The 12619-nt window shown below is 46.0% G+C and carries 10 protein-coding genes; 5 read left to right on the top strand and 5 right to left on the bottom strand.

Going from position 1 to position 12619, the window contains the following annotated elements:
- Window positions 1-612 precede the first annotated feature (612 nt).
- Entirely contained in the window at window positions 613-2181 is a 1569-nt protein-coding gene (locus ACYVD3_RS17690; RefSeq protein WP_460643810.1) for a plasmid pRiA4b ORF-3 family protein, read from the bottom strand.
- Between the two features lie 388 nt (window positions 2182-2569).
- Between ACYVD3_RS17690 and ACYVD3_RS17695 the strand changes: the two genes are divergently transcribed.
- The 5 genes from ACYVD3_RS17695 to phoU all read left to right on the top strand — a co-directional run bounded on the left by ACYVD3_RS17695 (window position 2570) and on the right by phoU (window position 6890).
- Entirely contained in the window at window positions 2570-3493 is a 924-nt protein-coding gene (locus ACYVD3_RS17695; RefSeq protein ID WP_460643811.1) for a phosphate ABC transporter substrate-binding protein, read from the top strand.
- A gap of 99 nt (window positions 3494-3592) precedes the next feature.
- Window positions 3593-4531 (top strand): phosphate ABC transporter permease subunit PstC, encoded by a 939-nt coding sequence (gene pstC / locus ACYVD3_RS17700; RefSeq protein ID WP_460643812.1) that lies wholly within the window; start codon window positions 3593-3595, stop codon window positions 4529-4531.
- Window positions 4521-5429, top strand: a complete 909-nt coding sequence (gene pstA, locus ACYVD3_RS17705) for a phosphate ABC transporter permease PstA (RefSeq protein ID WP_460643813.1) — start codon at window positions 4521-4523, stop codon at window positions 5427-5429. The genes pstC and pstA overlap by 11 nt, the downstream gene beginning before the upstream one ends.
- Window positions 5426-6190, top strand: a complete 765-nt coding sequence (pstB, locus tag ACYVD3_RS17710; RefSeq protein WP_460643814.1) for a phosphate ABC transporter ATP-binding protein PstB — start codon at window positions 5426-5428, stop codon at window positions 6188-6190. The genes pstA and pstB overlap by 4 nt, the downstream gene beginning before the upstream one ends.
- Before the next feature lie 37 nt (window positions 6191-6227).
- On the top strand, window positions 6228-6890 hold the full coding sequence (gene phoU / locus ACYVD3_RS17715) for a phosphate signaling complex protein PhoU (protein WP_460643815.1): 663 nt from the start codon (window positions 6228-6230) through the stop codon (window positions 6888-6890).
- 202 nt (window positions 6891-7092) lie between these two features.
- On the opposite strand, the gene nagA is transcribed toward phoU, so the two are convergent.
- From nagA to ACYVD3_RS17735, 4 genes are all read right to left on the bottom strand, one after another.
- Window positions 7093-8232 carry an N-acetylglucosamine-6-phosphate deacetylase gene (gene nagA, locus ACYVD3_RS17720; protein ID WP_460643858.1) on the bottom strand — a complete coding sequence of 380 codons (1140 nt, stop codon included), beginning with the start codon at window positions 8230-8232 and terminating at the stop codon, window positions 7093-7095.
- 208 nt (window positions 8233-8440) lie between these two features.
- On the bottom strand, window positions 8441-10705 hold the full coding sequence (locus ACYVD3_RS17725; protein ID WP_460643816.1) for a sensor histidine kinase: 2265 nt from the start codon (window positions 10703-10705) through the stop codon (window positions 8441-8443).
- On the bottom strand, window positions 10677-11390 hold the full coding sequence (locus ACYVD3_RS17730; RefSeq protein ID WP_460643817.1) for a response regulator transcription factor: 714 nt from the start codon (window positions 11388-11390) through the stop codon (window positions 10677-10679). Before ACYVD3_RS17730 ends, ACYVD3_RS17725 begins: the two co-directional genes overlap by 29 nt.
- Before the next feature lie 232 nt (window positions 11391-11622).
- A complete protein-coding gene (locus ACYVD3_RS17735) occupies window positions 11623-12567 on the bottom strand; it encodes a 3'-5' exoribonuclease YhaM family protein (protein ID WP_460643818.1) in 945 nt (314 codons plus the stop codon).
- Window positions 12568-12619: the final 52 nt, after the last annotated feature.

Below are 12619 nucleotides of genomic sequence, written 5' to 3' on the forward strand. Positions count from 1 at the left end.
CTTTGAAAGCGGTCGGTGATTGGTGAAAAAGTCTGTTGAAAGCGAGCTTTCATAAGGACTTTTTTGCAAATCTCCGAACATTTGCGAAGCAAATGGCAGCGAATGAAGCAAAGCTTCATGAGCGTACCGCTTGGACTTGCCATTCGGTTCAATCCGGGGTCAAAATCAACAAACTAGCTAATTTTTTCCCGTTTTACTTGTTGTTTGGTTCGTATACAATTGCTTGTATTTGTTCTGAATTGTTCTCATTCAAAGCCATCAAACATGGCTTGTTTTATTAGAATTTTCAGGGTTTTACATACTGTTCAATCTTCTGTTTTCAAAGTGCTTTTTTCGTGTCGCTGTCGCAGCAGCAACTTTTAAAGTATATCATGTCCGGTTGTTTTTGTCAACCATTTTTTTCAAAACTTTCTCATCGATCATCGATGTGTTTTGGAAGAAGTTTTGCCACCGTTTTCAGCGGCGAGTTATATCATACCAAAGCCTTTGACAAAAGTCAACAATTTTTTCAAATTTTTTTATTTATTTAAAAAAACACAACTTTCATAAAATTTATGATAATTATAACGGGGTTCTGCCCTTAGAAAAGGACGGAACCCCAGGTTAACAAATCTACCTTCTTTTTCCACAGCATTTCTTATATTTTTTTCCGCTTTTGCAGGAACAAGGATCGTTTGGATAGATTTTCGAAGGGTTCTTGCGCTGGACAGATACGGTTTCCAAGCCCTTCATCACCATTTCATATGGCTTGTGACCTCTGTTTAACACCATTCTGGTATGGTTCCATACATCTGTGATAATGCTTGTGAACCTTTCCATATGCTCATCCGTTTCAAAAATGATCCCAAAAGTCTCTATGCCATCTATAATTTCCTGAAGCTGTCCGCCCATGCTGATCTCTGCCTGTACCTGACGAAGAATATATGGGATCCTCTCATGGGGAACGTGCATTTCATCCGTCAGGAATTTGCTCATCCGGCTTAATTCCTGGGTCATTAAAAAGCCTCCATTGTCCGCCATGAAACGGATCTCCTGCTGGGTAGGGATATAATAAGGAACCTTCTTCTGCTTTCGCCGTAATTCTTCCATGCCATTCTGCTCTGCCAAAGCCCCAGTCATAAAGTTTCCATCAGCGTACACAGCCACCGGCCGGTATGACTGAAGAAGCTCACATGCCTTAAGAAGCTCATCTACCGTAAGCTTCTTATCTTCATATTTATTAAAAGTTTCCAAGAGAACCTGAGGCGGAGTGACGGCATACAGGAAATTCGCTGCCCGGAGATAATCTCCGATCTTGCTGAGGCGTTCACGCTCTTCTTTAAATTCCGGAGTGTTCACCTCTTTATATGCCTTTATTACCTCTTGCGCAACCATAAAATAATTGTCAGCCCCTGCGGTTACATAGCCGCCTGCGTAAAGAAAATCCATTTCTTCCACTTCAAAGGAGGTTACCTGAAAATCACCTTCTGCCACCTGCTCAAACAGTTTAATTTCCGAATCACGGGCACAAAGGAAATAATCTCCCATTACCTTTTGATCCAGGATATGAGCTATGGTCCGTTCTGCCAGTTCTTCCTTTTTTAATTTAGAAAGCCCGCCCATGCCATGTCTTTTTCCAATCTCAAGGATGCTGTTCTTGTCATAGCAGTCATAAATATCTCCTATGAGGACCTCTTCCGAAGCAGCTTCACAACCCTGGTTCAAGTGTTTATTGACCTCAGGCATATGATTTTCTTTCAGTTCTTTGGAACCTGACTCCAAAAGTTCATAATACCCGGCAATGCTACCGCAGGATTCGGAAACCACATCCCCTTTGGATTTAACAACCTGCCCCCAGCTTTCCTTATGATCCTCAACCATACCTTCCACCTGGATCGTAAGCTCCCAGTTCCTGTCAGGGCCGTATGTATATGTAAACTTGTTGTTACCGGATACCAGGCTGCCGATGGTTTCATCACTTAAAAAGTATTGGAATTTGGAGGAGAGTTTCTCCTTATCCGGAACCACCCTTATCCCTTCAGAACGGAATTCAAATTCATACAGGTGTCCATCGGACCAGCCAAATGCTGTCTGAATCGTCTGGTGAAGCTCTCCAAAGGTCATCCCCTCCGGTACCAGAACCCTTCTCCAAATCGGCGGCTTACTGCCTTTGATCGTGATTTTCAGTTGATATGCTCCCATGAAAACGCCCTCCTGTCTTGTATCCTTTGTATCCGTTCTCAAATTACGGAATGATTTATTGTATTTCTTCTATAAAATAAGCGCACGTTACAATTTACCATATTTCTTCCCATTCTGTCCAGTCCATTTCGTTAATTTTTCCACGAAAAAGGCTGTTTTTTGTAATTATGGCAGCCTTTTTCCCTCTGACTTTGTCTTCTGGCGGAAATAAGGGAATTTCGCTTTCCCATTCTGCAAATACTAATGTAAGAATAAAAGAGCGCAAACAGCCTTTACACAACCTTTACATTTTCTATACTAAAACATGATATCAGAAAAATTTGAGGGCTGATATACTCCATAATGTAAGCGAAAGCAATTTTAAAAAGAAAAGAGGAGAAAGTAATTTATGAAAAAAAATATTGTTAAAGCACTTGCATTTGCTGGATTGGCCGTTCTGACAATGGGAACCTTAGCTGGCTGCGGCAGCAAAAATGCAGAAACACAGGCTCCTGATACAACCACTGCGGCTGGCGCTTCCAATGAAACAACCTCTGCCGGATCCACAACCGCCAAGGGGGAGGCATCTGCCGATTTAAAAGGCTCTATCAGCATGGTTGGTTCTACCTCTATGGAGAAGTTCGCAACCGCTTTAAGTGAAATTTTTATGGAAAAATATCCGGATGTTACCGTACAGGCCGAGTTCGTAGGCTCCGGCGCAGGAATCGAAGCAGTCAGCAATGGTTCTGCCAATATCGGTAATTCTTCCCGTAATTTAAAAGATGAAGAAAAAGCAAAAGGCGTTGTTGAAAACATCGTTGCAATCGACGGTATCGCTGTTATCTCTGACCCGGCCAACACTACCGCAAACTTAACAAAAGACCAACTGATCAGCATTTACAATGGTACAACCTCCAACTGGAAGGATTTAGGCGGAGCGGACCAGCCCATCGTTGTCATTGGACGTGAGTCCGGGTCCGGTACAAGAACTGCCTTTGAAGAGCTGTTAAAACTGGAAGATGCCTGCAAATACAGCAATGAGCTGGACAGCACCGGCGCAGTTATGGCAAAGGTCGCCTCTACTCCAGGTTCCATCGGTTATGTTTCCCTGGACGTTCTTGACGATACCGTTAAGACACTGAAGCTGGAAGACACAGAGCCTACTCCGGAAAACATCAAGGCCGGTTCCTATTTCTTAAGCCGCCCGTTCGTTATGGCTACCAAGGGAGAGATCTCTGAGCAGAATGATCTGGTAAAAGCATTGTTTGACTATATCCATTCTGATGAAGGAACGGAGTTAGTAAAATCCGTTGGTTTGATCCCGGCAAACTAATTAAAAAGGAACTCTTCTCATACTGCATAAGGATAATATTTTACAGGGGACGCGGCCAGAAGATTATGCTACGTCCCCGTTTTTGAAAGGAGCTGTTGTATGCGACCAAAATCTTATTCCATATTTAGTGGCCAAGGAAGTAAATCAGGGGTAGAACGCGCTGCAGAGGTTATCTTTACCGTCTGCGGCTTCTTTGCCGTTCTGGCCGTGGCCTCAATCAGTCTGTACATGATCATAAGCGGAACTCCTGCACTTTTTAAGGTGGGTATTCTGGATATTCTTTTCGGAACCATATGGAAGCCGGAAGCCGCTGTTCCAAGCTTTGGCATCCTCTATGTCATTCTGACCTCCATCGTGGGAACAGCCATGGCGATTTTGATCGGCGTTCCCATTGGAGTCATGACTGCCGTTTTCCTGGCTGAAGTAGCTCCTGTCAGGCTTACCAATATGGTACGTCCGGCAGTGGAGCTGTTAGCCGGCATTCCTTCTGTTATTTATGGTTTGCTTGGAATCCTGATTTTAAACCCTTTCATGTATAAACTGGAATTAAAAATATTTGAAGGCTCCACCACCCACCAGTTTACCGGAGGCGCCAATTTAATCTCCGCCGTTTTAGTGCTGGCCTTAATGATCCTTCCTACGGTTATCAATATCAGTGAAACTGCACTCCGGGCTGTGCCCAATCATTTGCGGAGCGCTTCCCTGGCCCTTGGTGCCACCAAGATCCAGACCATCTTCAACGCGGTCCTGCCGGCAGCAAAATCTGGTATCATCACCGCAGTCGTCCTTGGAACAGGGCGGGCCATCGGTGAGGCAATGGCCATCAGCCTGGTGTCCGGAAGCTCAGTAAATCTCCCTCTCCCCTTCAGTTCGGTCCGCTTTCTGACCACGGCCATTGTTTCGGAGATGTCCTATTCCGCCGGACTTCACAAGCAGGTGCTTTTTACCATCGGTCTTATTCTGTTTGCTTTCATCATGATGATTAACATCACCCTTAACAACCTGTTAAAGAAAGGAGAGGAACGTCATGACAAATGATATTGCAATCCCTGTTCATAAAAATTCTGCTGCAACAAAAAGCATTTATAACCGGAAAAACCGGATCTCTGATTCTGTCTTAACGGTTCTCATTTACTTATGCGCTTCCATCTCCATTCTGGTACTGATCGGAATTATGGGCTATGTCTTTGTCCGGGGCATTCCCTATATCAGTGTGGAATTCCTGACCACCGTTCCCAGCACCATCAGAGGCACCTTCGGCATCATAGGAAACATTGTAAACACCCTGTATGTTGTGATCATTACCCTGCTGATCGCCACCCCTTTAGGCGTTGGCGCGGCTATTTATCTCAACGAATATGCAAAGGGCGGAAAAGTGGTCCGCATGATCGAGTTCACCACAGAGACCTTATCAGGGATCCCTTCCATCATCTTCGGTCTTTTTGGCTATGTATTTTTCGGGATCACCCTTGGCCTTGGCTATTCCATTCTCACCGGCGCTTTGACCTTGTCCATTATGGTCCTTCCTCTCATCACCAGAACCACCCAGGAAGCCTTAAAAACAGTTCCGGAAAGCTACCGTTCCGGCGCTCTGGGCATCGGCGCCACCAAATGGTACATGATCCGTACCATCCTCCTTCCCAGCGCCATGCCGGGCATTGTGACAGGGATCATCCTGGCTATCGGCCGTATCGTGGGAGAGTCTGCCGCCCTTCTCTTTACGGCTGGAAGCGGTTATCTTCTTCCCAAGGACTTCTTCGGAAAGGTATTTGAATCAGGCGGCACCCTGACCATTCAGCTTTACTTGTGCATGCAAAAGGCAAAATACGGTCAGGCCTTCGCAATTGCCGTTGTCCTTCTGGTCATCGTACTGGCAATAAACGGACTTGCAAAATTTCTGTCTCATAAATTCAATACGGAGGTTAAAGAATCGTGAATACCAATACAGTCAAAATTACTACCAGCCATTTAAATTTATATTATGGGACAAATCACGCATTAAAGGATGTGAACTTAAATCTCTATACGAATAAAATAACGGCCTTTATCGGCCCTTCCGGATGCGGGAAATCCACCTATTTAAAAACATTAAACCGGATGAATGACCTGATACCAAGCGTAAAAATTGAAGGGGAAGTTCTTTTAGACGGGGAAAACATCTACGATCCCCGGGTGGATACCACTTTGCTGCGTAAAAAGATCGGCATGGTATTCCAGCAGCCCAATCCATTTCCAATGAGTATTTATGACAATGTGGCTTATGGCCCGAGAATCCATGGAATAAAAAACAAAACCGAGCTTGATGAAATTGTGGAAAAAAGCCTGAAAGGAGCAGCCCTTTGGGATGAAGTATCCAGCCGTTTAAAAAAATCGGCCCTTGGCCTTTCCGGCGGCCAGCAGCAGCGCCTTTGCATCGCCCGTGCCCTGGCCGTTGAACCGGAGGTGCTGCTTATGGATGAACCAACCTCTGCCTTAGATCCAATCTCCACCTTAAAGATCGAGGACCTGATGGATGAACTGAAGGAAAAATACACGGTTGCCATCGTCACCCACAACATGCAGCAGGCAACCCGAATCGCCGATTATACCGCCTTTTTCCTTGTGGGAGAGGTAGTGGAATACGCTTCCACCACGGAGCTGTTCACGGTTCCAAAGGACAAAAGAACCGAAGACTATATCACGGGACGCTTCGGATGATCCATTTTATATATAGAACAAAAAAGGAGAACAGAAAATGACAACAAGAGTTAATTACGAACATGAGTTAAACCTCTTAAACTATGACATAAAAGAAATGGGGCGTATGGTTGAAACCTCCATTGAACAGTGCTTTATAGCATTTGAAGATCAGGATTTTGAAAAAGCGGAAGATATCATAAAAGGGGACCGTACCATCAACGATCTGGAACGCTCCATCGAAGCCCGCTGCCTGTCCATCATCCTCCGCCAGCAGCCTGTTGCCGGAGACTTACGTGTAGTTTCCAGCGCCCTGAAGGTAGTTACAGATCTAGAGCGCATCGGCGACCACGCTTCCGACATCGCCGAGCTCATCCTACGCATTAAAGGCGAACACGTCTACCACGTAGTCCGCCACATCCCTTCCATGGCCTCCGCCGCCAGAGAAATGGTCCGCTGCTCCATCGAAGCCTTCATCAATCAGGATCTAGAGATTGCACAAAAAATAGAACAACAGGATGATGTGGTAGACGAATTATTCGATAAGGTAAAAAATGATGTAGTGGATCTGTTAAAAAACTCCAATGAGCATATAGATCAGTGCATTGATTTACTGATGGTAGCAAAGTATTTAGAACGTATCGGCGATCACGCCGTAAACGTATGCGAATGGACAGAATTCTCCAAAACAGGAGCTTTAAAAAATGTACGGATATTGTAAAGCTACGAGCAGTGCGTCTATAAAAACGAAAGCGGCCATAAGAATGCAAGCATTCTTATGGCCGTTTTTGATTTTATAGACATACGGCGACAGCCGTCAAGCGAGAAGGAGCGCAGCGGATTCGAGCTTGAGCACTGCGCCCCCACGGGCCACACCATCAAACTTTTTTTATTCCCCATCTTATCTCCTCCCTCCACCACTTCTACAACATCCCCCTCCCTCTACAATAAGTCTGAACCACCTCATAATCATCCCTTAAAACCACCATATCCGCATCACATCCGGCAACCAGCCTTCCCTTCCTATCATCCACCCCAAGACACCTGGCCGGATTAATCGTACAAGAATTCAGTGCCGAGTCAAAAGGCACCATAGCCTCTTCCACCAAAATCTTCAACCCCTTATTCGCCTTCAGCGTACTACCAGAAATCGTATCCGTCCCTTTCAAATAAGCCAGGCCATTTTCCCTGATCTCAATGCTATGACCACCTAACTGATAATCACTTCCCGCAGGGCAATGCTTTGGGCAAAGAGAATCCGTAATCATAATGGCATGATCTCTCCCCTTTATAGTATAATAATTATTAAGCGCCGCCAAATGAGAATGACACCCATCACAAATGATCTCGCCGTATATATCCCTCACCCTGAATGCAGTCCCTACCAGTCCCGGATTCCGGTGATGGTAAGCCGTCATACCATTATACACATGAGTCATAGAAGTCGCCCCATTTGCAATCCCCATAAGCGCCTGCTCATAGGTAGCAGACGAGTGGCCCATGCTCACCACCACTCCGGTATCCCTGCAATACCTTGTCAGGGTAAAATCCTCATCATGCTCCGGAGCAAGGGTAATATATTTAATCATGCCCTTTGCCGCTTCCTGATACTCCTGAAACTGCGTTACAGAGGCGGACGCTATTGCTTCCGGCGGCTGGGCCCCCTTATACTTCATATCCAGATAAGGCCCTTCAAAATGGATTCCAAGGATCTCCGCCCCTTCGTATCCGCTTTCCGCCACAGCCGCCACGTTGGCAACTGCCTTAGTCAGCACATCCGGCATCTGGGTGACAGTTGTTGGCAGAATGGAGGTGACCCCCTCTTCCGGTATCCGCCTCATCCATTCCCGCAGTCCTTCCGGTTCCCCGTCATTGGTATCATATCCATACGCCCCGTGGGTATGGATATCAATAAACCCCGGAACGATCCTGTCATCGCCATAATCCTGGTCTGCTTCCATCTCTCCGTAGTCACGGACCAGCTTAATCTTTCCATCTTCCACCTGTAGCTGTGCCGGGATAAACTGTCCTGCAATCCAGACCCGTCTGCTCTGTATTATCATAACCGTAACCCTCTCTTTCCTGATTTTCTGCCCGCGCCTTGCAGGCAGAGCCAGCCCCGCCTTACCGGGTTTAAAAGGGTATCCCAAGGGTATTCCCTCTTTCTTAAACCCGTTTGTTCATGGGCTTGTGCTTATCTATAGTATAAACAGTTCCCTCCCCGTTTTCAAGAAGTTTTAAACCAGTTTCCATTCTTTTATATCATAAACATCAATCCTGTAAAATAGGCCAGCGGATGGTCACCCGGAATAAATCTGCCTCCACTTCGATCTGAAGCTTTCCATTTTGCAGCTCCACAAAACTCTTTGCAATGGCCATTCCAAGGCCGGACCCTTCCGTATTCCGGGCCTGGTCTCCTCTGACAAACCGTTCGGTTATTTCATCCGGATTAAAGGTAAGCTCCGCAGCCGAAACATTCTTCAAGGTGGTGACCACATAGTCTCCTTCCTTCTTCATGCCAATGTATGCCCTTGTATGGGGCATGGCGTACTTTATGATATTGGTCAGCAAATTATCAAATATCCGGTAGGTTTTCTGGCTGTCCAGAGGAAGGACGATTTTCTCATCCGGCAGATTCCACCGGAAATCAATGGTGGATTCCTCTATTATATCGCTCAGCTCCAGGCTGACCTCTTTTAACAGGCTGACAATGTCCACATCCTCCAGATTCAGCGTCACATTGTTGCTGTTGGCCTTGCTGATCTCAAACAGGTCCTCTATGAGGGATTTCAAACGCATGGACTTCTGTTCCAGTATGTCAATATAAGCCTTCCTCTGCTCCGGCGTCACACGGTCATCCCTTAGTAAGTTTACATAAGTTATGATCGCGGTCAGGGGAGTTTTCAGATCATGGGACATGTTGCTGATTAAGTCGGTCTTAAGCTTCTGGCTTTTCACTTCTTCACCGACCGCCACCTTAAATCCCCTTTGGATCTTTTGTATCTCCTTTTTAAATGGTTCAAACACGCTTAAGTCTTCTTCTATGGAAACCTCTAAATTTCCCTCTGCAATCTGGTTTGTGGCCTTTAAAAGGATGCTGTATTTTTCACTTAAATCCCTGTAATATTTTCTCATGATAATAAACAGGGCTATGGAATAAAGAATCAGGGCGCCGATCCCAAAAAACCACAGGCTGCAAAGAACGGCCAGGATAATGAAGTTCACTCCCACGATCCGGAAAATGGTCCGGTCCGACCGCTCCTGCAGATTGATATTCCCTACAAATGTATAAGCCTTATGGCAAAGGTCCTTCACCCATTGCCAGAACCAGCCGCACAGAGTCCGTTCATGAATGTAACGCTTTAAGCCGATCCGGATGACGTCACGGCTGCATATGACCGCCCAATAGATAATTGCAAAGGGGATGGACCACCACATCAGATTCCAGAACTTCACCATGATCCTGGCAACCAGTGGCAGGAAATTGGCCCGTAAAAGAGCATCATATAAATCTCCCCTGTTTGTCACTGCCACAAGATTTGTAAGCCCTGTTCCAAAAAATATGGCGCCGCAGCCCACTCCTGCAACGATTTCCAAAGGCGTTCTTAAAAGCCTGCTGACATCCGGAAGGCCCGGGTCAAGACAGGAGAAGAAAAAGGCTGCGATCACTACGGCACAGACCAGGCCGATAAATATCCTGGAAACGCTGCCGGAGTAATTATAGGCGTTCCAGACAGTTTCTCTCTCCTCTTCAAAGGCGGTGATCTGCTGGGGCCTCATTCCATAAGCAAACGTAACATTTCTTGGGTTTTTCAGCTTCATATCCGTCTCGTAACGATACTGATCCCAATAGTAATCGCTCATGGGATCCTTGCCGCCTAACGTCACCAAAGTGTTCAAAAGCCTGACTCCATTTGCTCCGCTTACATCCCCTGCCTCCATGCGCCCCAGATCATCATACCGGAGCACTGCCTTAAATATATACTCATTGCTGCCTGCTATGGAGCGGCCTCCCGCATGATCGGCCAAAACTTTACCGCCAGCATCAAGGATCTGATAATCCACGAAATTTCTCATGCCGCCAAAATACCGGCTCCAGGATTCATATTCCATGACACAGCTTTGGCGCAGTTCTTTTAAATACACATAGCGCTCTTCCTGTGCAGTCCGTTCATTGGGCTCTTCCACAGCATCTGCCAAGATCTCCCCGCCTGCTGCGATCTCCGCTTCTACTTCCCCTGGAACCGCCTGGACAGCCATGGCGTCCTTTAATTCTTCCTCCGCCTGTGGGAAATAAAACTGGAACGGAGAGATGACACTGCCCTGTTCATACTGGGCTTGTTCCAGATAAAGCACGTAATTGCCAAGCACCAGATGCCTAAGGAATTCATCTTGTCCGTAAACAGGCTCCTCATATCTGGCTGACTCATTTTTAAAAAAGGGGTAAAGCCCCACCATGACCGATGCTGCCAGCAAAACCACAATCATTGCCAGAACTACGCTGATCCTATGCCTGTTTCTCAATTTTGTATCCAACTCCCCACACCACCTTTAAATATTTCGGCTCTTTCGGATTGATCTCGATCTTTTCCCGGATCTTCCTTACATGAACCATGATCGTATCCGTGTTAATGGCCCGCTCATTCCAGACCCGTTCATAAATCTCTTCCGCCGAAAACACTCTTCCCGGATTTTTCATGAGAAGGGCGAGTATTTTAAATTCAATGGGAGTCAGCTTTGCCGGCTTTTCATCCACGGTCACTTCTACCGTATCCTCGTTCAGCTCCAGGCCTCCAATGGAATAAACATTGCTTTTCTCCTTCTGTTCTTTTTCTTCCAGCATATCCATGTATTTTTTATAACGCCTGAGCTGGGAATTCACCCTTGCCAACAGCTCCATAGGGGTAAAGGGCTTTGATACATAATCATCTGCGCCGATATTAAGTCCCATGATCTTATCCACTTCCTCAGACTTTGCCGACAGGATGATCACAGGAAAATCATAGGTTTCCCTTAATTTCACAGTCATAGTGATGCCATCCATCCGGGGCATCATCACATCAACGATGGCCAGATGGATTTCTTCCCGCTGTAAAACCTTAAGGCCTTCCACACCATCCGCCGCCTGAAACACCTCGTATCCCTGGCTCCTTAAATATATCTCAATCCCTTCTCTGATCTCTTTATCATCCTCTACCAACAAGATGTGGTTTGCTTCCATGTTCTCTCTCCTTACCTGACAAATAATTGGGCTGCCGTCTGTAACATCCCATTTATGATACCACATTTTCACACTTTTTACTTCAATATAAAGGATACGAAAGCAATCTTAAATGGAATGTCAAAGAAAACGAAAGAAATTCTAAAATTTGCTTATGCTTTCTATAAGGCATTTCCATGAAAACGAAAAAAGCGCACCAGGATTCCAAAAATCCCTGATGCGCCACTCTTCATTATTCCGATGTTTTCCTTATATTGCTCTCCATCAGCCGGTTAAATCCCAGCCAGCCGTTGTTGTCTCCCGCTCCCTTTAACACCTCAATCATTGTCTCCATCTTGGCATCCGTGTTATCCGCGAAATTTAAGGCCAGGGCTTCGATCAAAGCAGGCTTTTTGGGAGAACCGTATTCCAGCTCTCCATGATGGGCCAGAATGCAGTGCTTCAACTCGGTAGCCGTCTTTTCCGGAAATCCTGGGATGGTCCGGATCCTCTCTCCCACCATTTCCGTTCCAATGATGATGTGGCCCAAAAGCTGGCCGTCGTCGGTATAATCATTTTCCGGAAATGTGGAAAGCTCCCGGGTCTTGCCGATATCATGGAACATGGCAGCGGCTATAAGCAGATCCCGGTTAATGAGGGGGTAGTAGCCGGCATAATAATCACACAGCTTTACAACACTTAAGGTATGCTCCAAAAGTCCGCCCACAAAGCCGTGGTGAACGCTTTTTGCCGCAGAATGGAACTGAAAGGCCTTGGCAAACGCAGCATCCTCCGCAAAAAAGCTTTCCAGAAGCTTTCTTAAATGAGGATTCTTAACCGTCCGGATAAAACCTAAAAATTCCTCGTACATAAGTCCGATATTTTTCCCGGAAACAGGAAGGTAATCGCCAGGGATAAATTCCCCATCTTCCGCCTTTCTGACCCGCTTGATATTCAACTGGTTGGAATTCTGGAAAACGGTTACATCTGCATCTATGTATACATAATCCAGAGTTTCAAAATTCCCGATTCCCGGAGAACCCAGATCCCAAATCTTGGCATCCACGGTCCCTGTCTTGTCCTGAAGAATCAGGTTCCCATATTCTTTTCCTGACTTTGTTAGGGCAATCTGCTTATTTTTGCATAAATACACATCTGAAACATGCATTCCTTCACGGAATGATTCTACATACCTCATTGTTTTCCTCCACATTCTAAACACTAACATAGCAAACGGATATGCCTGCATA

The sequence above is a fragment of the Lacrimispora brassicae genome, from assembly GCF_054772055.1.

Excerpts from the sequence above, each read along its gene's own strand:
- ACYVD3_RS17690 (WP_460643810.1), bottom strand. The coding sequence starts at position 2,181 with ATGGGAGCATATCAACTGAAAATCACGATCAAAGGCAGTAAGCCGCCG.
- ACYVD3_RS17695 (WP_460643811.1), top strand. The coding sequence starts at position 2,570 with ATGAAAAAAAATATTGTTAAAGCACTTGCATTTGCTGGATTGGCCGTT.
- pstC (WP_460643812.1), top strand. The coding sequence starts at position 3,593 with ATGCGACCAAAATCTTATTCCATATTTAGTGGCCAAGGAAGTAAATCA.
- pstA (WP_460643813.1), top strand. The coding sequence starts at position 4,521 with ATGACAAATGATATTGCAATCCCTGTTCATAAAAATTCTGCTGCAACA.
- phoU (WP_460643815.1), top strand. The coding sequence starts at position 6,228 with ATGACAACAAGAGTTAATTACGAACATGAGTTAAACCTCTTAAACTAT.
- nagA (WP_460643858.1), bottom strand. The coding sequence starts at position 8,232 with ATGATAATACAGAGCAGACGGGTCTGGATTGCAGGACAGTTTATCCCG.
- ACYVD3_RS17730 (WP_460643817.1), bottom strand. The coding sequence starts at position 11,390 with ATGGAAGCAAACCACATCTTGTTGGTAGAGGATGATAAAGAGATCAGA.
- ACYVD3_RS17735 (WP_460643818.1), bottom strand. The coding sequence starts at position 12,567 with ATGAGGTATGTAGAATCATTCCGTGAAGGAATGCATGTTTCAGATGTG.